The organism is Sphingomonas telluris (assembly GCF_022568775.1).
Lineage (GTDB): Bacteria > Pseudomonadota > Alphaproteobacteria > Sphingomonadales > Sphingomonadaceae > Sphingomicrobium > Sphingomicrobium telluris.
Genome location: NZ_JAKZHW010000001.1, coordinates 1,040,182 through 1,064,018 on the forward strand (window position 1 = coordinate 1,040,182; position 23,837 = coordinate 1,064,018).

Here is a 23,837-nt window from a genome sequence, read left to right on the forward strand (position 1 = left end):
GGATGCTTACATCACCGTCATGCTTTCAGACCCGGAATTGAGACGCCTGCACTGGCGCGCGCACCATCGCGGCACGCGTGAGGCGGACATGCTCATCGGCGGCTTCTTCGACGCGCACCATGCGTCGTGGGACTCCGAGGAGCGCGCGCTCTTTTCCGATATGCTGGAAGAGCAGGACGTCGACATCATGGCCTGGGCTATAGGAACCGCCGAGCCGCCGGAGCGCTTCGGAGGTCCCATGATCGATTCCCTGAAGCGCCTCGATTACATCCGGATCGCGCGATGACGGACACGCTGCAGCGCGTCCTCCGCGCCAAAGACCCTCTTACCCTTGCGGGCGTCCCTGCCGGCTTCATGCCCTGGCTTGCAGCCGATCTTGCGCGAGCTGCGCATGGCTCGTCGAAGGGCGGCCGCGTCGTCTTGATCGCGTCGGACGAAGCGGCAATGCGAGCGCTGGCGGAGACCGTTCCGATCTTCGCGCCGGAGGTGGAGGTCCTCACGTTCCCGGCCTGGGACTGCCTTCCCTACGACCGGACCTCGCCCGCGCTGCGCGTGATGGCGGAGCGACTTGCGACCCTGAACGCGCTTCAGGCGAAGACGAAGGGCCCGCAGCTGCTGGTCGTCACCGAGAATGCGATCACGCAGCGCCTGCTGACGCCGTTCCGGGTTCGTCAGCTCACCAAGCGGATCGAGGAAGGCGCGCGGATCGACCGCGATCAGCTGGTGAAGCAGCTGACGTCCTTAGGCTACGAACGGGTCGAGTCCGTCGCCGAGCATGGCGAGTATGCCGTGCGGGGGTCGCTGATCGACCTGTTCCCGGCGGGCGAGCCTTACGCGCTTCGCCTCGACTTCTTCGGTGACGAGATCGAGAGCCTGCGGCAGTTCGATCCGTCCGATCAGCGTTCGACGGACCGCGCCAAGGGCTTCACGCTGATGCCCGCGTCGGAAGCGTTGCTCGACGAGGAGACGATCAAGCGCTTCCGCTCGCGTTACCGTGAAACGTTCGGGGCCACTGCGACGGGCGATCCGCTCTACGAAGCCATTTCCGACGGCCGCCGCATGAGCGGGATGGAGCACTGGCTGCCGCTGTTCGAAGAGAAGCTGACGACGCTCCTCGACCATCTTGGCGAGAACGACCTCATCCTGCGGGACGCCGGTGTCGACCAAGCGTTGGCGGCGCGTCGGGAATCGATCGACGACTATTACGGCAACCGCAAGCGGACGATGACGGGCGACGCAGGCAGCTATCGCCCGCTCGAACCGCAGGCGCTGTATCTCACCGCCGAAGAATGGGACGCCGCGATCGCCGAGCGACCCATCCACCTGACCTCGCAGTTTCCGGAGCCGGAAAGCGCGAAGACCGTCAGCTTCGAGGTCGAACCTGCGCGCGACTTCGCGCCTGAGCGCACGCGGCAGGAGAATGTCTACGAAGCGGTCGCCGACCATGTCGCGAAGCTGCGCAAGGCGGGCAAAAAGGTCGTTCTCGCGAGCTACACCACCGGCGCCCGCGAACGCCTCGCGGGGCTGCTCCACGATCACGGCCTGAAGTCGCAGAAGCTCGCGGACAATTGGCAGGAAGCGCTCGGCAGCAAGACGCAGCCGACGCTCATGGTCTTGCCGCTCGACCATGGCTTCACCGGGCCGGACGTCGCGGTGCTGACCGAGCAGGACATGCTGGGGGACCGGCTCGTTCGCCGTCGGCGCAAGCGCAAAGCAGCCGCCGCGTTCCTCGAGGAGCTGGCCACACTCTCGCCCGGCGACCTCGTCGTTCATGCCGACCATGGAATCGGCCGGTACGAGGGCCTGACCTCGATCCCCGTCAGCAAGGCGCCCCACGATTGCGTCGCTCTCGAATATGCGGGCGGGGACAAGCTGTACGTCCCCGTCGAGAACATCGAGCTGCTGACCCGCTACGGCAGCGAGAGCGACGGTGTTGCGCTCGACCGCCTCGGCGGCGAAGCCTGGCAGCGCCGCAAGTCGCGGATGAAGGAGCGGATCCGCGAGATCGCGGGCGAGCTCATCCGGACCGCCGCGATCCGCGCGACACGGCCGGGTGCGGTGGCAGAGCCGGACAGCGCCTATCCGCAGTTCGTCGACCGCTTTCCGTACGAGGAGACGGACGATCAGGATCGCGCGATCGAAGAGGTTCTTGCCGATCTCGAGTCCGGCAGGCCTATGGACCGGCTCGTTTGCGGCGACGTGGGCTTCGGCAAGACAGAGGTCGCGCTTCGTGCCGCCTTCGTCGTTGCGATGTCGGGCATGCAGGTCGCCGTCGTAGCGCCGACCACGCTCCTGGCCCGGCAGCACTATCGGAACTTCACGGAACGGCTCGAAGGCTTCCCGATCAAGGTCGGGCGTCTGTCGCGCCTCGTACCATCGGCCGAAGCGAAGAAGACAAAGGAAGACCTTGAGAACGGTCAGGTCGACATCGTCGTCGGCACGCACGCGATCCTTGGAAAAGGCGTGAAGTTCAAGAAGTTGGGACTCGTCATTGTCGACGAGGAGCAGCATTTCGGAGTCACTCACAAGGAACGGCTCAAGGCGCTGAAGACGGACGTTCACGTCCTCACCCTCACGGCGACCCCGATCCCGCGGACGCTGCAGATGGCGATGAGCGGTCTTCGCGAGCTGAGCGTCATCCAGACGCCGCCGGTCGATCGCCTCGCGGTACGCACCTACGTTTCGCCCTGGGATCCGGTGGTGGCGCGCGAGGCGTTGCTCCGCGAGCATTATCGCGGCGGGCAGAGCTTCTTCGTCGTGCCCCGCATCGCGGACCTCCCCGACATGGAGGAATGGGTTCGCGAGGAAGTACCCGAAGTGAAGGCCGTCACCGCCCACGGCCAGATGAGCCCGACCGAGGTCGAGGAGCGCATGAGCGCCTTCTACGACCGCAAATATGACGTGCTGCTGTCGACGACGATCGTCGAAAGCGGGCTCGATATTCCGAGCGCGAATACCTTGATCGTGCATCGCGCGGACCGTTTCGGCCTGGCCCAGCTTTACCAGCTTCGCGGCCGCGTGGGCCGCTCGAAGGCGCGTGCTTATGCCTATCTAACAACCCAGTCCGACCGCTCGATCACCGAGACGGCGGAGAAGCGCCTCCAGGTGCTCGCCAATCTCGACAGCTTGGGTGCTGGCTTCCAGCTCGCGAGCCACGATCTCGACATCCGCGGCGCCGGTAACCTGCTTGGCGACGAACAGTCGGGGCACATCAAGGAGGTCGGCTTCGAACTCTACCAGTCCATGCTCGAGGACGCGATCGTCGAGGAGAAGGCCGGCGGGGTCGTTCGCAAGGAAGAGTTCACGCCGCAAATCAACGTCGACGTGCCGATCCTCATTCCGGAGGAGTATGTTCCGGACCTCGACCTGCGCATGGGCCTGTACCGCCGCCTCGGCGAACTCGACGAGAAGCCGGAGGTCGAATCCTTCGCGGCCGAGCTGATCGACCGCTTTGGGCCGCTTCCGTCAGAGACGCAGAACCTGCTGAAAATCGTCGAGACGAAGTTGAACGCGAAGAAGGCGATGATCGCCAAGCTGGACGTTGGGCCGAAGGGTGCGCTCGTCACTTTCGCGGAGAGCGGCTTCCCAGACCTCGACGGCCTGCTCGCCTACGTGCAGCGGCTGAAGGGCGCCGCGAAGCTACGGCCGGACAGCAAGCTCGTGATCACGCGGGACTGGTCGACGCCGGAGGCCCGGCTCAACGGCGCGCTGCAGCTTTCGACGGGTCTCGCCCGGGTCGTAGCGGCTGGAGAACGCGCGAGGGAGTTGGAGCCGGCTTAGCTGCCGTTACGCTGCGAGACGGCGACGAAGCGCGCGAGCTCTTCCTCCGTCAGCGCGCCGGCGCCGAGGAAGCCCTGGTAGAGGTCGCAGCGCCATTCCGCGAGATGCACGAGCTGGGCGGTGCTTTCGACACCCTCCACGATGATCGTCAGGCCCAATTCGCGGGAAAGAGAGAAGATCGACCGAACGACGATGCGGTCGCGCTCACTGGTGCCAATCTTGGCAACCAACCCGCGGTCGATCTTCAGCGCGTCCAATGGCAAGCTGCCGAGATAGGCGAGGCTTGCGTAACCCGTTCCGAAATCGTCGAGCGCAACCTTGATCCCTTGGTCGCGCAACCGCTGCAGGCGTGCGCCCACGCTCTCGAGGTCACTTAGAAGTGCGTTCTCGGTGATCTCGATCGTCACACGCTTCGGGTCGATGCCGACCGAGCGCACCTGCTTCAGCAGCCAATCGTCATAGCCTTCCTGCGCAATCTCGTGCGCAAGCAGGTTCATCGAGATGCCCAGGCGCCGCAGCGGCCCTTCCCATGCCGCTGCGGCGCGCAGCGCCTTGCGCTGGACAAGGCGCGAAAGCTGTTCGGAAAGATCAGCCTTTGCAGCGCGCTCGAAGAGCTGATCGGCGCTCTCGGCGCGTGCCCAGCGAGCCAGCGCCTCGGCGCTCGCAACTTCCCCCGTGACCGGATCGATCTGCGGCTGGAAGGCTACGTCGATCTGCTGATGTGCGATCACCGCCGCGAGGAGGTCGTCACGACGCCTCTCTTGCGACGGTGCCCCCCCCCGCCGGTCCTTGACCCGCTCTTCGATTTCTGCGCCCCGACCATTCATGCGACTTGGCTAGCGCTCGTCCGGTCTGTCGGAAACGGGCCATCCAGGGCTCGACCCACAACGGGACAGTAGCGCCGCCTGCAAAACTTCCTATGTTCGGGCGCGAAAGGAGCAGCGGATTGAGCGCTGACGCGGCCAAGCTTGGCGGAATGGACGGACCGACCGACCTCGCCAGCCTGAAGATCGGGCTCCTCTCCTCCCACACCGAGGTGGCGCAGGCTGCCGAAGCGATGCTCCGGCGCCGCTACACCTGGGCCGATGCGGATGAGGCCGAGACGCTCGTGGCCCTCGGCGGCGACGGCTTCATGCTTCAAACGCTTCACAGCATGCTGGACGCGGGAAGGCCGCGGCCGGTGTTCGGGATGAACCGCGGCACCGTCGGCTTCCTCATGAACGACTGGCGCCTCGATCGGCTTGCGGAGCGCATCTCGGGCGCAAAGGCGGTTCGGGTCGCCCCGCTGCAGATGCAGGCGACGACTGTAAACGGAGAAGTCCACCGCAGCGCCGCTATCAATGAAGTCTCCCTGCTCCGCGAGACCCGCCAGACCGCCAAGATCGAGATCCTGGTCAACGGGCGTGTCGCGTTGCCGGAACTCGCCTGCGATGGTGTACTGGTCGCGACCCCGGCCGGTTCGACTGCGTACAACCTGTCCGCGCGGGGGCCGATCTTGCCGCTCCAGGCGAAGATGCTGGCGCTTACGCCGATCAGTCCGTTCCGGCCACGGCGCTGGTCCGGCGCAATCCTCCCGGACGACACAGCCGTCTGCTTCCGCATCCTCGAGGCCGAGAATCGCCCGGTTTCGGCGGTCGCCGACCAGGTCGAGGTTCGCGAAGTGTCCCGCGTGGAGGTCACCCTGGACCGAGAACGGTCGCTGACATTGTTGTTCGACCCCGAGCATGCGCTGGACGAACGGATCGCGATGGAACAATTCGCCACCTGATTGCGGCTTTCGGCCTTGCCTTTGGGGCAGCCTTCGCTAATTAGCCCGCCTGCCTGCGCGACATCGTCGCGAGGTTGCTCCCCGGTAGCTCAGCGGTAGAGCGTTCGACTGTTAATCGAATGGTCGCCTGTTCGAATCAGGCCCGGGGAGCCATTTTTCTCATGGCTCAGAAACGAACGAAGCGGCCGGGCTCGACCCGACCGCTCCGGCGAGGCGCGTTCGTGTCTGGGAAGACCACCCCGCGCCATAACAACGGCTGCTTGTTCCGGCGGGTCCGGCCCGTCCCGGCGAGGGACAGGCGGGACAGTCTAGCCTTCGATGGCGGCCATCAAACTGGCGTTGCCGCCCGCGGCGGTCGTGTCGATGCAGGTGACGCGCTCGGTGGCGAAGCGCGCGACATAGTGCGGGCCGCCCGCCTTCGGACCCGTGCCGGAAAGCCCCTCGCCTCCGAACGGCTGGCTCTCGACGACCGCACCGATCTGATTGCGGTTCACGTAGAGGTTGCCCACGCGCGCGCGCTGCTCGACGAAGTCGCGGGTCGTATCGATGCGGCTCTGAAGGCCGAGCGTCAGGCCGTAGCCGGTCGAGTTGATCTCATCGATCACCTTGCCAAGACCTTCCGCCGAGAAGCGGATCACGTGAAGGATTGGGCCGAAATTCTCGCGGTTCAGCTCGCGCAGCGAACCGATCTCGTACATTGCGGGAGCGACGAAGGTGCCCTTCTTCGCAGCGGCCGGCAGCTCGAGCCGTCCGATCTTCTTCGCATTCTTGTCGAGCCACGCGAGGTGCTGATCGAGCGCCTTCTTTGCCTCTGCGTCGATCACGGGTCCAACGTCGGTCGTCAGGTCGCGCGGATCGCCGATGTCGAGCGCCTGCATGCCACCAGCGATCATGGCGACCATGCCGTCGGCCACGTCTTCCTGCACGAACAGGACGCGTAGAGCGGAGCAGCGTTGGCCCGCGCTCTGGAAAGCGGAGGACATGACGTCGCGCGTGACCTGTTCAGGCAAGGCCGAGCTGTCGACGATCATCGCATTCTGTCCGCCGGTCTCGGCGATGAACGGGATGATGGGCCCGTCGCGATCGGCAAGCGTACGGTTGATGATGCGCGCGACTTCGGTCGAGCCGGTGAAGGCGACGCCCGCGATCATCGGGTGGGAAGTGAGCGCAGCCCCCACCTTTCCATCGCCGGGAGCGAGGAACACCACATCCTCCGGGATGTCGGCGCGGTGCATGAGGTCGATGGCCAAGGCTCCGATCAACGGAGTCTGCTCGGCCGGCTTGGCAATCGCCGTGTTGCCGGCGGCCAGCGCAGCGGCGACTGGGCCGGTGAAGATCGCCAGCGGGAAGTTCCACGGGCTAATGCAGACGAAAGCACCACGACCGTGGAGGCGAAGCTCGTTCTGCTCACCCGTCGGGCCAGGGAGCGGGAGCGCAGCCGTGAACTGGCGGCGGGCTTCGGAGGCGTAGAAACGGAGAAAATCGACCGCCTCGCGCACTTCCAGCACTGCGTCGGGGAGCGTCTTCCCGCCCTCGCGCACGCACAGCGAGAAGAATTCTTCCCGATGCTCTTCGAACAGATCGGCAGTGCGGTCGAGCAGCCGGGCACGCGCTTGGCCGCCAAGAGCATCCCACGCGGGCTGCGCCGTGGTCGCCGTACGGACCATGCGGTCGACGTCTGCTTGGGTGGCGTCGACCACGGTGCCGACCTTTGCGCCGTGATCGTAGGGAGACGTGACGGTCTCGCCCTTGCGCTTGGATCCGGTCGGCGACGCGGTCCACTCGCGGCTCTCCAGCGCGGTCAGACGCTCCAGAAGCGGCTCGCGAACCAGCGGATCGGAAAGGTCGACGCCGGCGCTGTTGCGGCGGTCCTCGCCGAAGATCTCTTGCGGCAGAACAATCTTCGGGTTCCGCTTCGGCTCCACGGCCGCGAGGTCCGCAACGGGATCACGGACCAGTTCGTCGAGGCTGACGTCTTCGTCGGCGATGCGATTCACGAACGACGAGTTGGCGCCGTTTTCGAGCAATCGGCGGACTAGATAAGCGAGCAGTTCCTTGTGGCTACCGACAGGCGCGTAGATGCGTACCGGCGTCGGCTCGTCGCCGATCGCGCGTTCGAGCTTGGCGACTTCCTCGTAGAGCGCCTCGCCCATGCCGTGGAGCCGCTGGAACTCGAATTTCGTCTTGCCCGCGAGCGCCTTAACGGCCGCGATCGTGTTCGCGTTGTGGGTGGCGAAGGCTGGATAGATGACATCCTTCGCCGCGAGCAGCTTCTTGGCGCAGGCGAGGTACGACACGTCCGTGGCGACCTTGCGCGTGTAGACGGGGTAATCGCTCAGGCCTGCGACCTGCGCGGCCTTGATCTCGGTATCCCAGTAGGCGCCCTTAACCAGGCGCACCATGAGCTTGCGACGGTGCGCGCGGGCAGCATTGATGCCCCAGTCGCAGAGCGGCGCGGCGCGCTTCTGATAAGCTTGCAGCGCGATTCCGAAGCCGCCCCAGCCGTTCGCGAACAGCTCTTCGTCCGCCAGCATCGCCTCGAACAGGTCCATCTGCAGCTCGAGGCGATCCGCCTCTTCCGCGTCGATGGTCAGGTGAACGTCGGCCTTGCTCGCCTTCAGCGCGAGTTCGCGGAGGATCGGCAGAATATACGCCTTCACCTCGTCCGCATGGCTCCATTCGTACCGCGGATGCAGCGCCGACAGCTTGACCGAGATGCCCGGCGACACCGCGAACCCGCCCTTGGCTTCCTTGGCGATACGGTCGAGCGCCTTGCGATAGGCTTCCGCGTAGCGCTCTGCGTCCTCGATCGTACGCGCCGCCTCGCCCAGCATGTCGAAGCTGTGGCTGAGTCCTTGCGAGCGTTCCGGTGCCGCGCGGCGAAGAGCTTCGTCGATGTTGCGCCCGAACACGAAGTTGCGGCCGAGGATCTTCATCGCCTCGCGGACCGCCGTACGGACGACAGGCTCACCCAGGCGGCCGACTGCGCGGCCGAGAGCTGCCTTCCAGTTGTCGGACCGATCCTGCGCCCCTTCCAGCACCTTGCCGGTCAGCAGCAGCGAGAAAGTCGCTGCGTTGACGAAGGAAGATTCCGAACGCCCCAGTTTCTCCGCCCAATCCGGACCGGACAGCTTGTCAGCGATGAGCTCGTCGGCCGTGTGCGCATCGGGGATGCGGAGCAATGCTTCGGCAAGGCACATCATGGCGATGCCCTCGTCGCTGCCGAGATCGTAGGCCTGCAGGAAAGCGTCCAGCCCAGACGGCTTGTGGGCGCGGACGCCCTTCACCAGCGCACGAGCAGTCGCCAGCGCTTCGCCGAGCGCGGCAGGATCGAGACGCGCCTGATCCAAACGCTCCGGGACGACGATTTCCTCGTCGGCCCGGTAGGCAAGCCTCAGCTCTGTGCGATCGACCAGTTCCGCCGCAGGCGGCGGCGCTACGCCAGCTGCCCGTGGCAATGCTTGAACTTCTTGCCGGAGCCGCAGGGACAGAGAGCGTTGCGGCTCACCGGCTGCGCAAGCGTCTCGCCATTCTCACCTTTAGGAAGATTGGGCGTCGGGATGTTCAGCGGCTGCGTGCCAGGGCCCGACAAAAAGGCGGCGGCATCCAAGTCGGCCGTGTCGTCATCGCCCGAAAGCGGATCGATGTGCTGCGTGATGAAGTCCGGCAGCTCCAGCGGCGGCGGAGGCGCGAACTGCACCTGCGCACGCATCAGGACGCGGGTCACTTCCTCGCGGATCGAGATGAGCAGGCGCTCGAACAGCAGGAAGGCTTCCTGCTTGTACTCGTCGATCGGCTTCTTCTGCGCGTAGCTGCGCAAGTGAATCACCGCACGCAGCGCATCGAGCGTCGCGAGGTGCTCCTTCCAGAAATGGTCGAGGGTCTGGAGAAGGATGTTCTTCTCCACGTTGTTCCAATGCTCCGGATCGAAATCGGCGAGCTTGGCGGCCATCGCCTCGTCGGCCAGCTTCTGAAGCCGCTCGATGATGATGTCCTGCTCGACAGCATCCTCTTCCAGCCACTCGTCGATTGGAGGCTGAAGCCCGAAGATGAACTCGACGCTCTCCTTGAGCGTGTTGACGTCCCACTGCTCCGGATAGCTGCCCGGCGGGCATGAAGCGGTCACGAGCGAAACGGCCGTCTCGGCGCGCATGTCGGCGACCACGTCGCTGACGGTGTCCGCGTCCATGATCTCGGCGCGTTGCTCGTAGATGACCTTGCGCTGGTCGTTCATCACGTCGTCGTATTCGACGACCTGCTTGCGAATGTCGTAGTTGCGGGCTTCGACCTTCTTCTGCGCGGTCTCGATGGCCTTCGAGATCCACGGGCTGATGATTGCCTCGCCGTCCTCAAGGTTCTTGTTCATCAGTCGCGCGAACATCGTCTGCGGCCCGAAAATGCGCAGCAGGTCGTCGTCGAGGCTGAGATAGAAGCGGCTGAGGCCCGGGTCGCCCTGACGGCCTGAACGGCCGCGGAGCTGGTTGTCGATGCGCCGGCTTTCGTGACGTTCCGTGCCGAGCACGAAGAGACCGCCGACATCCAGCGCCTGCTGCTTCTCCACCGCAATCTCGGCGCGGATCTTGTCTGCGTGCGCCTGATATTCCGGAGTGCCCTCGACGAGGTCGGGGAACTCGTCCTGCATGCGGAACTCGAGGTTGCCGCCGAGCTGAATATCGGTGCCGCGGCCCGCCATGTTGGTGGCAATGGTCACCGCACCAAGGCGGCCGGCCTGCGCGACAATGTGCGCTTCGCTCTCATGGAAGCGCGCATTGAGCACCGAATGCTTGATGCCTTCGCGCTCCAGGAACTCCGATAGCATCTCCGACTTTTCGATCGACACCGTGCCGACGAGAACCGGCTGGCCCATCTCCTGGCGCTTGCGGATTTCCTTCGCGATTGCCGCGAACTTGTCGGTGATGTTCTTGTAGAACTCGTCGTCCTCGTCGACGCGCCGCACGGGCACGTTCGTCGGAATGGTAACGACGTTCATCCGGTAAATGTCGAAGAACTCCGGCGCTTCCGTCGCGGCCGTTCCGGTCATTCCCGACAGCTTCGGATACATGCGGAAGTAATTCTGGAAGGTGATCGAGGCGAGCGTCTGGTTCTCCGGCTCGATCTGGACGCCCTCCTTGGCTTCCACGGCCTGGTGGAGACCATCGGACCAGCGGCGTCCGTCCATCATGCGGCCGGTGAACTCGTCGATGATGACGACCTTCTCATCCTTCACGATGTAGTCGATGTCCCGCTTGAACATGACGATCGCCTTGAGCGCCTGGTTCAGGTGGTGGACGACCTGCGTGTTGGCGATGTCATAGAGGTTGCGGCCCTCGATCAGGCCGGCTTCCTCGAGCATGCGCTCCGCCTTCTCGGTGCCGTCCTCCGTCAGGACGACGCTCTTCTGCTTTTCGTCCTTCTCGTAATCTTCGGCTGTGAAGCCCTTCACGATCTTGTCGACCGAGACGTAGAGCTCGGACTTGTCGTCAGTAGGGCCGGAAATGATCAGCGGAGTCCGCGCCTCGTCGATGAGGATGGAGTCCACCTCGTCGACAATCGCGAAATTGAACGGCCGCTGGACCATCTGGTCCCGCGAGTATTTCATGTTGTCGCGGAGGTAGTCGAAACCGAGCTCGTTGTTCGTCGCGTAGGTGATGTCGCTGTCGTACGCCTCGCGCCGAGCCTGGTCCGTCATGTTCGGAACGATCACGCCGACGGTGAGGCCGAGGAAGCGGTAGATCTGGCCCATCCACTCCGCGTCGCGGCGGGCGAGATAGTCGTTCACGGTGACGACGTGGACGCCCTTGCCGGGCAGCGCATTTAGATAGGTCGCGAGCGTGGCAACGAGCGTCTTGCCTTCGCCCGTCTTCATCTCGGCGATCTCACCGCGGTGAAGCGCGATGCCGCCGATCAGCTGAACGTCGTAATGCCGCTGGCCGAGCGTTCGCTTGGCTGCTTCGCGGACCGTGGCGAACGCTTCCGGAAGGAGGTCGTCGAGCTTCGTGCCTTCCGACAGGCGACGACGGAAAATCTCGGTCTGACCTCGCAGCTCGTCGTCCGTCATGGCTGAAATCGTGGGCTCGAAGCCGTTTACGGCTTCGACATACTTCCCGAGGCCTCGGACATAGCGGTCGTTTGCCGATCCGAAGATGCTCTTTGCCAGTGCGGCGATCATGGAAATCCTTTACGTGCCGGGCGCTTAGAAAGGCCTGAACGACTGCCCCCACACAGCCGGCAATTTGTGGCGGGCGATGTAGGCAGCGCCCCAGCCGTAGTCAATGAAGGGGAAGTATATGCGCAAGTGGTCCGGCGGGTGTCTTTGCGGGACCGTCCGGTACGAACTTTCCAGCGATCCGTTCGATGCCGGCTGGTGCCATTGCCGGACCTGCCAGCTGTTCGGCGGCGCGCCCGCGATGGCCTTCGCCTCGGTTCCGACCGAGGATTTCCGATGGACCGCGGGCAAAGACAAGGTTGGCCGTTTCCGCTCCTCCAGCTTCGGACACCGCGAGTTCTGCGGCGAATGCGGGTCACCGCTGCGGATCCAGGTCGACCATCAGCCGGAAACGGTCGATTTCCCGATCGCGACGCTGGATCAGCCGGACGATGTCCCGCCCGGGTTTCACATCTTCTGGGGAAGCAAGGTCGCCTGGTTCGACCCGGGAGACGACCTGCCGCGGCATGACAAGTTCAGGCCGGACACTCGGGGGCTCGAAGGAACCGAGCCGCCCGAGTGATTTGTCACAGTCAGCCGTTCGCCTGCGACTGGCCGTCGAGATTGCTCTCGAGCCACTGCTGTATCTGGCTGCGCGGAGCGGCGCCGACCTTCTGGGCAACCGGCTGGCCGCCCTTGAACAGCAACATCGTCGGAATGCCGCGGACGCCATAGCGGCCCGGAATGTCGGGATTCTCGTCGATGTTAAGCTTGGCGACCGTGACCTTGTCGCCGAGGTCGTTGGAGATTTCCTCCAGAGCCGGGGCAATCATGCGGCACGGACCGCACCACTCGGCCCAGAAGTCGACGAGGACAGCGCCCTCGGCGCCCAGCACGTCGGTTTCGAAACTCTGGTCGGTGACGGTCTTGGTGGCCATTTCAACAAATCTCCTAACGGAAGTTGGCCCAGATATGGGGACTGTGGGTCATCACCTCAATCCTACACCGCGATGAGCTTAGGACCGCTGGTGTAGAGCAGCGACGCGCGCACCTCCCGTCCCGGAAAAATGACTCGCAGCGCCTCCACATAAGCACTCATCTGCGCGCGGTGCGAGGTCGGAATCGACGAAGCGGAGTCCGGAACGCGACCGGTCTTGAAGTCGATCACGGAAACGCGGTCGTGCTCCACGAGAAGCCGGTCGACCGTGCCGGCGACGACCGTGCCGTCCGGAAGCGTCGCCGCGAGCGGAGCTTCGGCGAGCGAACCCGGGCCGAATAGCGGTGCAAAGCTGGGATCGGAGAGGACGTTGCATACGGTGTCCGCGATCTCCTTTCGCGATTTGGCGTCAGAGAGACCGGCGGACCGCTCCAGCCAACGCAGCGCCGTCGCATGGCGCTGGTCGGGCGCGACGTCTGCCAACCGTTCGAGCAGCGCGTGGATGAGCGTACCCCGCTCGGCCGCTGCCCGCATGGCAGCGCTCGGCGGAGGCGCGGCCTCCTTGTCCTCGGCGATCGCGGAGGGCGCGAGCGGGCGCGGCGGGCGCGCCTCAGGCGGCGCCGGCGTTCGCGCCCACTCTGGAATGGCCGGCCCCGGAACGGCGTTGGGAAGTGCTTTCAGCTTGATCGCCGCCGGTGCGACGTCACCACGATAGCGCAGAACACGACCCCACGCAGGATCCTCCAACTCTTCCGCAGCGAGAGACCTGAGGGCGCGCTCAGCGCGGACGTGCCAGGAATTCTCGGGGCGAATCCCATCCTTGGTCTTGGGCTGGAGCCCAGCGATCACCAGTCGCTCCTCGGCTCGCGTCAGGGCCACGTAGAGGAGGCGCCAATGCTCCTGAAGGTCCCGCTCCTCCTCCGCTGCAATCAGCGTATCGAATGGCGTGACACGCTCCACCTTTCGCGGACGAAGGAGCGGGACGCTGCCGACACCCGGAACCGGGAAGCTCAAGATGCGCGAGATGCCCCCGAGCCGCGCGGGGTCCGCCGTCGCATCGGCGAGGATCACGACGGGCGCTTCGAGGCCCTTGGCGCCGTGCACGGTCATCACGCGCACCGCATTGGATGGCGCCGACGGGTCGCGCTTGATTTCGACATCGCCCCTCGCGAACCACGCGAGGAAGCGGTCCAGGGAAGCGATTTCCTTCTGCTCGAATTCCAGCGCGCTCGACAGCAACTCGTCGATCGGATCGCGGGCAGCCATTCCCAACCGAGCGTAAATTTTGCGGCGGCCGTCCATCGAACCCGACAGGATGGTCTCGAGAAAGCGATGCGGCGTGGTGAAATCCGCCATCGCCAGCAGCGAGGTCAGAAGGTCGCGCGCCTGCCGGAACTCGGGCCTGTCATCGCCGCGTTCACCTAGTCGCTGCCACAGCGAAACCTGCCCACGTCCGTAAGCCAGCTCGAGCAGCAATTCCTGGCTCCAACCGACCAGCGGCGAAACCAGCAAATTGCCGAGGTTGAGGTCGTCCAGGGGCTGAACAGCGAAGGTGATGGCCGCCAGCAGGTCCTTGACCGCAAGCGGTTCCTGCAAGTGCAGGCGATCGATCCCCGCAACCGGCACGCCCTCTTCAAACAACCGGGCCACGATCAGCGACGCCAGTTCACCGCGGCTACGCACAAGGACGAGCACGTCCCCGGGCGTCATCGGCCGCTTGGTCGAAGCGAGGACGGGCGCTTCATCCAGCCATCTTCGAACCTGCTTCGCCAGCACGCTGGCGTAGAGGCGCGCATCCTCGCCGAGCCAGCCCTCCTCGCCTTCTTCGCCGTTTGCGTCTGTCTCCGGCGCGAAGGGCGCCCACAGTTCGACGGCCCCCGGGCGGCCGTAGAAATGCGGCTGATGCCGCCTCGGCTCATCCGGAAGACCCATGTTCCGGTAACCGACCTCATCGATGACCGCGTCGACAACGTCGAGGACGGCGGGCGCCGAGCGAAAGCTCGCCTCGATGGACAGGTCCCTGAACTCGAGTGCCGATCCCGAGCGCTCATCTCCCTGTGCTTCCAGCAGAGCGGCGGAGCGCTCGCGCACCCACTGGCGGGCATTTTCGAATTCCTGCGGGTCGGTGCCCTGAAAGCCGAAGATCGCCTGCTTGAAGTCGCCCACCATGAAGATCGAGCGTCCCCGGCTCTCCGCTGCGCCGAGCCCCACGAAGAATTCGGAGGCGAGCGCCTGAACGATTTCCCACTGCTCGCGATTGGTATCCTGGGATTCGTCGACCAGGATGTGATCGGTCCGCCGATCCAGCTTGTAGCGGACCCACTCGCCCATGCCCGGCGTCGCGAGCAGATGCCTGGTCCAGGCGATCAGGTCGTTGAAGTCGGCGACGCCGGCACTCCGCTTCGCCCGGGTGTAGGAAGCGGCGAAGGCTTGTCCGGCACGCAGACCGGCAGCCATGTCCGCGGCAAGCTTGGCGCCGTTCTGAATGCGCACGAGCTCGCCGATCAGGTTCGAAAGGCGTCCGGCATGCGCTTCATAGTGCGGCTCGGCCTTCGACTGGCCAGCAGACACCCGGAGAGTGTCCTTGTCGGTCATCACCACTTTGCGCAGCTTCGGAAGCGCCGCCGCTCGTTCGATCGGGCTCAACGAAAGCCAGCGGTCGATTGCCTCCGCGTGGCCCAATCCCGTCTGCACGCCCCACCGTCGGTTGGCATCGGCAATGGCTTGCAAAAGGTCGCAGTCGAAACGGTCGTCGTGGCATTGGTGCGCGATGAAATCCGCCACGGACTCGTCCGGCAATTGCATCACCCGGCGCAACAGCGGCTCGATCGTCTCCGGAGACCCGAAAGCGGCCATGGCGTCGGCCGCTCCGGCGCATAGCATCAGATATTTTGCCGCCCCTTCTTCCCCCAGGCGAAGGCTCAGACACTGCACGTCGCTGATCAGGCGCTCGTCGTTGCGGGCTTCGGCATCGGCGATCAGGTTGGCGAGCGTGGTGCGCGCAAGCTCCTGCTCCGCTCGGCCTTCTATCGGCGTGAACCCCGGCGTAATTCCCGCCTCCGCCGGGAACGAGGCGAGCAGGGCCTGCGCGAAGCCGTGGATCGTCTGGATGCGAAGGCCGCCAGGCGCCTCCAGCACTTTCGCAAACAGCCGTCGCGCACGCTGAAGCATCTCCGGTCCGGTGTCTTCGCGGAGCGCGTACAATTCCTTGCGGAGCTCGGCGTCACGGAGACGCACCCAGGCGGCGAGGCGGGCGCCAATGCGGTTCGCCATTTCCGCGGCGCCGGCCTTCGTGAATGTCAGGCAGAGGATTGCTTCGGGATCGACACCGCTCAGCAGGAGGCGGAGCACCCGGCCCGTCAAAACTTGTGTCTTCCCCGTCCCTGCGGAAGCCGACAGCGAGGCATGGATGTTCGGCTCGACCGCGGACGCCTGCGCACCCTCCAGCACCGGGAGCGGATTGAAGCGCTTCCTCATGCGCGCGCACCCGCTTCCATTGTCCAGCGCAGCCCCATAGAGGGACGGCAAGGACTAGCTTTCAGAGGAAGATCATGGCCGACGACAGCAACAGGGACGAAGCCAGCGAGCAGCGCAGCAAGAAGCTCGTGAAGGCGGGTGTTGCCGTCGGCATCGGTTCGGCAGCCATCGTCGCCGCGCTTCTCTACGCGTCCAAGATCAAGAAGAGGCCGCGCCGCTAGGCTCATCTGCGGCCGTACCATTCTTCCAGCCGCATCAGATGATCATAATCGCCATAGGGCGCGTAGGCGGGATTGAGCTTGGCCGTGAACGGTTCGTCACCGGTCAGCCATTTGGCGCAGGCTTCCATGAAATTGCGGCGAGCATGGTCGAGAAATTCTTCCGGCCCCGTCTTCCTGTCGGGGCGAACGCACTTGCCGAACTGATCACCATATTTGCTCAGCGACCAATATTCGTGCGCGCGCGGCAGGCCTGAAATGCCCTCGAACCCGCCTGCTTCAGCGATCATTCCCAGCAATCCGAGCTGAAGCGAAAAGCCAGCTTCGACAGCCTTCTGCCTGGGCGCCTTCCCGGTCTTGTAGTCGACGATGCCGATGCCACCGCCAGCCAGCCTGTCGATGCGATCGGCCTTGCCGTGAAGCGTGACCCCGTCGAATTCAGCTTCACCGCGTAGCTCGGCCGCGAGCGGCACGCGCCCTTGCGCCTGGTTCTCCCGCTCCTGCTCCTCGATCCAGCGGATCGCTTCCATCAGCCGCGGCTGCCAGAGCGCGCGCAGCATCGGGTGGATGGTCTCGCTCGTAAGCAACGACCGCGAGCGCTCGACGAGCTTGTCAGGATTGCAGTCGTCGTTCTTGAGCCATTGCTCGAGGACCTCGTGGACCGCCGTCCCCTTCCACGCTGCACTATGGTCCGCATCGACCGGGTCGAGCCTTCTCAGACCGAGTACGGCCTGCGCATAGAAGGCGAATGGATCGGCCTTCAGGCGGTCGACCGACGTCACGGAAATCTTTCTTGGCCGCTGTTCTCGTTCAGGGCGCGGAGCGGGACGATCGGCAGGCTTCGTCGTCCTGGATTTGTCGAGAGTGAGCGCCAGCCTCTCAAGGCGCGTCTCATGCGCCAGTCCGCTCGTCATCGCCTGCAGCCGCAACCACAGACGCGACGCCACGGTCGGCGAACGGCTATCTCGCCGCGAGCGAGTGATCAGGACCTGCGGAGCGCCAAGGGCGCTAGCGAAATCGTGAGCGGAGAGCCCAACTCTGAACTCCAGCCCGGGCAATCCGAGGTTCGCGCGGATCTTCGGCGCCAGCCATGGATCGGGCGACGGAAGCGCTGGCCACACCCCCTCGTTGAGGCCGCCGAGGATCATCAGGTCGGCCTGCTGCAGACGCGCTTCCAGAAGGCCCCAGATGAACACGCGCGGATGACCGCCATAAGGTGGGCGGATGCGCACCTCTTCGAGCAGACGATGCAGGATCGGCAGCGCGTCGTCGGCCGTCACGGTTAGATCCGTGGCAACCGCTTGCACCCTTGCGATCAGTTCGGCCGCCGATCGACCTGCGAACCCGCTCCAGACACGACCTCCAGCCAATTGCTGGGCCGCGTGCGTCAGCGAACCCGCAAAGGCCGAAAGCGGCTGATCATGTCGGAGAAGAGTCTCGACGGCTGCAAGCTGCGGACGGATACGGCGCCACGCGCGCTCGGCGCGATGATGCCCGCTGAAGTGCTTGTCGAGGCCTTCCAGACCACCGGCGGGCCGGGGGCCACGCAACGCGATGTCTAGTTCGCGCACGTCGTCCATCCACGCCCGTCGCGCCTCTCCCTCCCCGCCGACCAGCGGGTGCTTGAGAAGCGCAAGGAGCGGAACCGGGGCGAGATCCTCTGCGGCTGCTGAGACCAAGGCCAAGAGGAAAGTGCCCGGGGCGAGCTGTGACAGCGCTCGCCCGGCACTGTCGTCCGCCTCGATGCTCCATCGGCCGAGAAGAGCAGACACGCGTTCGGCCAGAAGGCGGTCGGGCGTGACCAGGGCCGCTGTTTTACCGCGAGTTTCCAGGGCCTCTCGGATGGCCAAGGCGATGGCTTGCGCCTCGGCCGCCGGATCGGCGACTTCGATTGCCCGGACGCCCGTTAGACGGCGCTCGGCCGGCTTCAGGCTGTTCCATTTGTCGCTGAAGTCTGCGGCCGTCATGGCATGGGAAATCGCGCGGGAGCGAACTGCGGGCGACGACGCCCTCCCCGAGGCAGGCCAAAGCTGCACTTCGCCGCGAGCCACGCCGACGCGATCGAGCAAGACCTTCAAATGGAATTGCGGATGAGTTTCTTCGGTACGGCCCCGGTCGTCGGGTCCGAGTGCCTCCCATTCCTCGTCCGGCATCGCACCGTCTAGGCTCAGGCCCGGGACGACGACCATGCCGTTGGGAATACGCGCGACGCACGCCAACAAGGCAGCGACCGCGGGTGCGGCGGTGGTCACGCCCGCAGCGACCGTGAAGCCGCTCGGCGGTGCCGCGCTCCATCGCTCGGCCGTCCGGCGAAGCAGGCGGTTGCGCCGGTCGGTGAGATCGAGGCGGCCACGCTCGGCGAGCATCGCCGGCCAGCGGTCCAGGACGGGCCGAAATCGTTCGAGCGCCTTCTCCCAATGCGAGGCGAGCTCGGGCGCATCAGCCGCCGCCTCTGCGAGCGATCGCGGGTCCACTTCCTCGATCGTCAGCGCATCCATCGTGCGTGCCAGCTCGGACGCGAGCCTTAGCGCCTCGGCGGAAGACTCGTCAGGCTTTCGGACAAGCGATGCGAGCGCCGCCAAGCGCTCCAGCGGTTCGATCGCAGGGGGAAGCGGCTCGACGTCATCGGCCGGATCGAGCGCGCCCCCTACCCGCTCCTCCAGGTCCGGATCTCCGATCGGGATCAGTCTTGGGAGGAGCAATCCGGACCCGCTCGCGCGGACGAAGGCTTCCGTGACCGTTCGAACCGCACGGTTGTTGGGCACGAGGATCCGGCCGCCCGCCAAGGCGAGTGGGTCGGCGCCGTATTTGGCGATGAGGCCCGCAGCTAGTGAGTCCGCGAACGAGCGGTGGATCGGGATCGTGAAGACTGACGGCCGCGCCGCTAGTCCCTCAAGCATCGGCCAGAAAGGCCTCCGTCTTCGGGATGGCGGCTGGCGTTCCGACATCGAACCAAAGACCCTGGTGAACCGCGCCGAAGCAGCGGCCCGCTTCGATGGCCTTGTTCCACAGGATGTTGGTGGAGAAGGGTCCTTCGGGCGCGCCTTCCAGGAGCGATTTCGCCATCATCTGGATGCCGGTGTAGACGAAGGGCGCGACGCGCGACCGCTCGCGGCGGCGAAGGCGCCCCGTCCGGTCCATGTGGAAGTCTCCCATGCCGCGATGGTTCTGCGCGCGCGCGTGGGGCACGAGCAGAAGGAGCGCATCCATTCGCTCGCTATCCCAATGCGACGCGAGCAGCCTGAGCGTATCCGCGGGACCGTCGATCCAGAGATTGTCGCTGTTGACGACAAGGAATGGGTCGGCATCGATCAGCGGCCCGGCCCTGACCAATCCTCCGCCGGTTTCGAGGAGGACATCGCGCTCATCGGAAATGACGACCTCGAGGCCGTCCGCCTTCGTCGCCAGGTGCGCTTCCACCGCACCGGGCAGGTAATGCACGTTAACGACGACCTTCTGCACGCCCGCGGAACGCAAACGGTCGAGCACATGGTCGAGAAGCGCGCGCCCGGCGACCTCGACGAGCGGCTTCGGTCGCGTTGCAGTGAGCGGGCGCATCCTTTTGCCCAGGCCTGCGGCCATAACCATCGCCGTCTTCGGCACTTCGGCCGCAACTTCGGCGCGAAGCCTGAGGGCGCGGCGAGCGGACATCACGCGGCCTGCCTCCACGGGTCGATCCGGTGCTCAGGCCGCACATTCACGTCGAACCAATCACGCACAGGCTCGAGACCCGGCTGAGCAAGATCGCGTTCCAACAGCCCCCACATTCGCGGTTGGAAGCGGCGGTAGCCGGGCTTGTTGTCGCGCTTCCACAAACGGGTGAAGACGCCAAGAATCCGGGTATTCCGTTGTGCGGCGAGCGCCCAATAGGCGCGTTCGAATACGTTCGAGCCGCCCGTCGCGGCCACATAGCGATCGATCATCGTCCGTTCGATCACCGGCGGGACATCTCGGCGCGCATCTTCCAGCACCGACGCGAGATCGTAGGCAGGGTGACCGGCAAGGGCATCCTGAAAATCGAGCAGGCCAAAATGGGACACGCCTTCGCGACCCTTCACGAGCATTACGTTCTCGGCATGATAATCGCGCAGGACTGTGACAGGCGCGAGACCGTCCTCCGCCACCGGCTTCAGCACCGTCGCCCAGGCGTCCAGATATGCAGCTTCGTCCACCGTCAAGCCGACTGCCGGGCAATACCATTGCGTAAAGAGCTTCAGCTCCTCCAGCCAATGCTCGAGGCCATGCGGTGGCAAGCCCGGCATTGGCGGGTGCTGGTGCAGGTGGACCAGAACGTCGGTGGCCAGCTCGTACAGTTCCTGCTCGCGCGAAGGATCGTCATCCAGGAACTCGCGGAGACGCCAGTCGCCGAAATCGCCCAGCAGCAGGAGGCCCTTTTCCAGATCACGGGCCAGGATTTCCGGAGCGCTCAAGCCCTTGTCGGCAAGCCATTCGGCGACGGCGACGAAGGGCCTCGGGTCCTCATGCGGCGGCGGAGCATCCATGAGGACCGCGGTGCGATCGCCGTGACGAATACGGAAGTAACGCCGAAACGACGCGTCGCCCGCCAAGGGGAGAATTTCCGCACCAGCCCAGCCGCAAGACGCGAGGAATTCGGGAGCGTGTGCCGGAGGAATCATTGAGGAGGCCATCGATCCTGCCATGAAGGCGGGACCTCTGCTGTCAAGCGCCTCGCGCCGTCCTCCGCGAAATCCAGGGTTAGGCGGAGCGCATAGGGCCAGGCGGCAACGCCGGCCCTCTCAGGCCACTCAACGAGCAATACACCCTCGGCAGCAGCGTCCAGGCCGAGTTCGTCGAGCTCCGAGATGTCCTCGACGCGGTAGAGATCGACATGCCAGACTGTCGGATCAAGATCGTCATAGGGCTGGACGATCGCGAAGCTGGGGCTCGGCACCTCGCCTTCATGCCCAAGCGCCGCGAGGATTCCGCGCGCAAGGGCGGTCTTGCCCACTCCCAGAGGCCCGGAGAGGGTGACGACATCGCCTGCGCGCAAGTTCGCGGCGATCCGCTTGCCCAAATTCTCGGTCGATCGTTCGTCCGTTAGGATCATTTCGATGCGCGCGGGATCGTCAGGGTGACGGTCGTGCCTTTCCCCTTCTTCGATTCCAGATCGATGGTCCCGCCGTGCGCCTCGATGAATTGGCGCGTGAGCGGCAGGCCCAGACCCAGGGCCGCTTCGCCGCGAACACCCGCCTCGTCGATGCGATCGAAGCGGTTGAAGACGCGCGGGAGGTCCTGCTTGGCGATGCCAATCCCATTGTCGCTGATGCGGATAACCGCCTTGTCGTCGTTTCCAGCAGCTTCCAGTCGGATCCGCCCCCGCCGATCCGTGTAGGCGACGGCGTTGTCGAGGACGTGCTCGATCGACTCCCGTAGCCTGCGCACGTCGCCGAACGTGAAGCCCGCGCTCGGGGCGATCTCGACCTGGACCTTCTGGTTCTTCTCGGCGGCCCGAGGCTGCACGGCTTCCACCGCCATTCGGCAAAGGCCCGCCACATCTACCCGCTCGCGCTCGAGAACGATCCCCTGGGTATCGCCCTGCGTCAGGTCGAGGACATCGTCGATCAGCTTCGAAAGCCGCGAGACCGCTTCGAGAATGGCATCGACATAGCCGGACGCCGCCGGAGCAAGCTTGCCCGCATATCCGCCTGCCAGCATCTCCGCGAAGCCGCCGATGGAGGTCAGCGGCGTGCGCAATTCGTAGCTCATGTTCGCGACGAAGTCGGTCTTAACCCGGTCGGCCTCCTCCAGCGCCGTCGCGCGCTCGCGCAACGCCGATTGGATGCGCGTGGAGTCTGTAACGTCCACCATCGTGAAAAGCGCATTGCCATCCGGCAGAGGAACTGCGGCGAACTCGAAATGCCGCCCGTCGGTGAGAGAAATGCGGCCGTTTGCGGCCTGCCGCTCATTGGTCGTGTGCCGGACCATCTCGCGGATTTGCGCGGCGGCCGTCGGATTGACGAGCTTGCGCGCCATGGCTGGAATCAACTCGTCGACACGAGGATGCTCGGAGAGGCGCTCCTCTTCCAGTTCCCACACGTCACGGAAGCGGCGATTCCAGAGGTAAAGCCGACCGTCGCTAGCGAAGACGCTGATCGCCTCGAAGAGATTGTCGAAGGTCGCTGCACGAACGCGAAGGAGGGTGTCGCGGGCCGACGCTAGCCGGACCTGCTCTGTGCGGTCCTCGAGGAACATGCGGAGGCCGCCGTCCGGCAGCGGCTGAGCGACGATGCGCAAGTGGTCGCCATCGGCCAAGATCCAGTCTTCCTCGATGACCTCCTCGGCGCTCGTAAACCAGGCGCGCCGCTCGGCTTTCCACACCGGGAAGTCGCGAACTTCGGGAAGCCTGTTGCGCTCACGCATTCGCTCTAGGACGCGGTCGAACTCGGGCCGTTCGAAGAGCCACTCCGGATCGAGCTGCGCCATCACCGCAAATGGTCGGTTGAAGAAGCTCACTGCCCGATCGGCATCGAACTGGATCGTTCCAGCCGTCATGCGGTCGGCGAGATCGCGCTGGGACTGAACGTGCCGCCCCAGTTCCGTGCGAGCGTCCTCCAACTCCTGCACGTCGATCGCGAATCCCGCGACCGCGCCCGTCGGCAGCGGCACGTTGACGATACGCATCATGCGACGTTCGCCACGAACCGTGGCGGGCTGCATGCTTGAAGTAGGCCCGCCGCTCTCCAGGGCCGATTCCGCGGACGACCGCGCGCTGTCCGGGCCCGCTGAGTCGATGAGTTCCGTGGACCGGCCAATGACGTCGGAAGCGTCTCGCGCCTCGACCGCCTCGACAAAGGCGCGATTGACGAGACCGAGCCGTAGATCAGGCCCGCGATACCACATGGGGAAGGGCGCGGCCTCGATGAGGTGCGTCAGGGAATCTAGCGCGGCCTCGGTTTGACGGATGCGTAACGCCAGCTTGGAGCGCTCCGCCTCTGCTGAGCTAGTGTCCGAGAACCACAAGAGCATGGAACCCGCAGGGTTTGGCGGCGGAGCTGGTGAGCCCCTAACCTCGAACACCCGGTTCGATCCCGCGGACTTTACCTGCAACTCAATTGAGGAACCGGAAAGCGAGGCACCCTGCACCGCTTCCCGAAGCGTCTCCATGTCGCTCTCATCGAGGCCCTGAAGGTCGTCCCAGGACTTCGGAGTCTGATCAGCGCCGAGTTCCCTGATCAATCGGTGATCGACCTCGATCGACCCGTCGGAGCGGACGATCATCGGGCGGACCGGAGCCACGTCGAGCAAGGCAGCCATGGATTTCGCGGACTGCACCACGGCGCGAGCGTCGCGCATTCTCCGGGCGGCGATCACCAGGAGAGCGCCGGCGATCGCCAGCCACAGGCCGGCGATGATCAGCACGATCCAAGTTGAGCCCCCCAGCCCGCTCATTCAGTCCCCGCTGCCGACCAGCATCAGATGACATTAGACGCTGCGCGCGGCTTGCAAAGCATTGAAAGCAAAAAGCCGATACACGCTACACAAACAAAGACG

Annotated in this window: 15 protein-coding genes and 1 tRNA gene; 6 read left to right on the plus strand and 10 right to left on the minus strand. The window is 65.1% G+C overall.

Annotated features, from left to right (window positions below):
• The first annotated feature begins 19 nt into the window (after positions 1 to 19).
• Positions 20 to 286 (plus strand): FAD assembly factor SdhE, encoded by a 267-nt coding sequence (locus tag LZ016_RS05265; RefSeq protein WP_241446297.1) that lies wholly within the window; start codon positions 20 to 22, stop codon positions 284 to 286.
• Positions 283 to 3,780, plus strand: a complete 3,498-nt coding sequence (mfd, locus tag LZ016_RS05270; protein WP_241446298.1) for a transcription-repair coupling factor — start codon at positions 283 to 285, stop codon at positions 3,778 to 3,780. Before LZ016_RS05265 ends, mfd begins: the two co-directional genes overlap by 4 nt.
• Here the strand turns inward: mfd and LZ016_RS05275 are convergent.
• Positions 3,777 to 4,607 carry an EAL domain-containing protein gene (locus LZ016_RS05275; RefSeq protein WP_241446299.1) on the minus strand — a complete coding sequence of 277 codons (831 nt, stop codon included), beginning with the start codon at positions 4,605 to 4,607 and terminating at the stop codon, positions 3,777 to 3,779. The two genes, mfd and LZ016_RS05275, sit on opposite strands and share 4 nt — an antisense overlap.
• 149 nt (positions 4,608 to 4,756) lie before the next feature.
• Here LZ016_RS05275 and LZ016_RS05280 point away from each other — a divergent pair, with 149 nt between their 5' ends.
• Together LZ016_RS05280 and LZ016_RS05285 are read left to right on the plus strand one after the other, a co-directional pair.
• The gene (locus tag LZ016_RS05280; protein WP_241447459.1) at positions 4,757 to 5,548 is read left to right on the plus strand and encodes an NAD kinase; all 792 of its coding nucleotides are present in this window, start codon (positions 4,757 to 4,759) and stop codon (positions 5,546 to 5,548) included.
• Positions 5,549 to 5,626: 78 nt separating this feature from the next.
• A tRNA-Asn gene (locus LZ016_RS05285) sits at positions 5,627 to 5,701 on the plus strand.
• A gap of 155 nt (positions 5,702 to 5,856) precedes the next feature.
• Here LZ016_RS05285 and putA read toward each other — a convergent pair.
• Together putA and secA are read right to left on the minus strand one after the other, a co-directional pair.
• Complete coding sequence (putA, locus tag LZ016_RS05290; RefSeq protein ID WP_241446300.1) at positions 5,857 to 9,006, minus strand: bifunctional proline dehydrogenase/L-glutamate gamma-semialdehyde dehydrogenase PutA; 3,150 nt, start codon at positions 9,004 to 9,006, stop codon at positions 5,857 to 5,859.
• A complete protein-coding gene (secA, locus tag LZ016_RS05295; RefSeq protein ID WP_241446301.1) occupies positions 8,985 to 11,717 on the minus strand; it encodes a preprotein translocase subunit SecA in 2,733 nt (910 codons plus the stop codon). Before secA ends, putA begins: the two co-directional genes overlap by 22 nt.
• 118 nt (positions 11,718 to 11,835) lie before the next feature.
• Here secA and LZ016_RS05300 point away from each other — a divergent pair, with 118 nt between their 5' ends.
• Positions 11,836 to 12,276 carry a GFA family protein gene (locus tag LZ016_RS05300; protein WP_241446302.1) on the plus strand — a complete coding sequence of 147 codons (441 nt, stop codon included), beginning with the start codon at positions 11,836 to 11,838 and terminating at the stop codon, positions 12,274 to 12,276.
• 10 nt (positions 12,277 to 12,286) lie between these two features.
• On the opposite strand, the gene trxA is transcribed toward LZ016_RS05300, so the two are convergent.
• Complete coding sequence (trxA, locus tag LZ016_RS05305) at positions 12,287 to 12,631, minus strand: thioredoxin TrxA (RefSeq protein ID WP_241446303.1); 345 nt, start codon at positions 12,629 to 12,631, stop codon at positions 12,287 to 12,289.
• 62 nt (positions 12,632 to 12,693) lie between these two features.
• Positions 12,694 to 16,107 (minus strand): double-strand break repair helicase AddA, encoded by a 3,414-nt coding sequence (addA, locus tag LZ016_RS05310; protein ID WP_241446304.1) that lies wholly within the window; start codon positions 16,105 to 16,107, stop codon positions 12,694 to 12,696.
• A gap of 74 nt (positions 16,108 to 16,181) precedes the next feature.
• On the opposite strand from addA, the gene LZ016_RS05315 reads away from it, so the two are divergent.
• Positions 16,182 to 16,328, plus strand: coding sequence for a hypothetical protein (locus LZ016_RS05315; protein WP_241446306.1), 147 nt, complete (start codon positions 16,182 to 16,184; stop codon positions 16,326 to 16,328).
• Positions 16,329 to 16,330: 2 nt separating this feature from the next.
• Here the strand turns inward: LZ016_RS05315 and addB are convergent, their stop codons facing one another.
• The 5 genes from addB to LZ016_RS05340 are packed head-to-tail and all read right to left on the minus strand — an operon-like array spanning position 16,331 to position 23,735.
• The gene (gene addB, locus LZ016_RS05320) at positions 16,331 to 19,225 is read right to left on the minus strand and encodes a double-strand break repair protein AddB (protein WP_241446308.1); all 2,895 of its coding nucleotides are present in this window, start codon (positions 19,223 to 19,225) and stop codon (positions 16,331 to 16,333) included.
• Positions 19,218 to 19,976, minus strand: coding sequence for a nucleotidyltransferase family protein (locus LZ016_RS05325; RefSeq protein ID WP_241446310.1), 759 nt, complete (start codon positions 19,974 to 19,976; stop codon positions 19,218 to 19,220). The genes addB and LZ016_RS05325 overlap by 8 nt, the downstream gene beginning before the upstream one ends.
• Positions 19,976 to 20,962 (minus strand): aminoglycoside phosphotransferase family protein, encoded by a 987-nt coding sequence (locus LZ016_RS05330; RefSeq protein ID WP_241446312.1) that lies wholly within the window; start codon positions 20,960 to 20,962, stop codon positions 19,976 to 19,978. The genes LZ016_RS05325 and LZ016_RS05330 overlap by 1 nt, the downstream gene beginning before the upstream one ends.
• Entirely contained in the window at positions 20,959 to 21,393 is a 435-nt protein-coding gene (gene tsaE, locus LZ016_RS05335; protein WP_241446314.1) for a tRNA (adenosine(37)-N6)-threonylcarbamoyltransferase complex ATPase subunit type 1 TsaE, read from the minus strand. The genes LZ016_RS05330 and tsaE overlap by 4 nt, the downstream gene beginning before the upstream one ends.
• Positions 21,390 to 23,735, minus strand: a complete 2,346-nt coding sequence (locus LZ016_RS05340; protein ID WP_241446316.1) for a PAS domain-containing sensor histidine kinase — start codon at positions 23,733 to 23,735, stop codon at positions 21,390 to 21,392. Before LZ016_RS05340 ends, tsaE begins: the two co-directional genes overlap by 4 nt.
• Positions 23,736 to 23,837 lie beyond the last annotated feature (102 nt).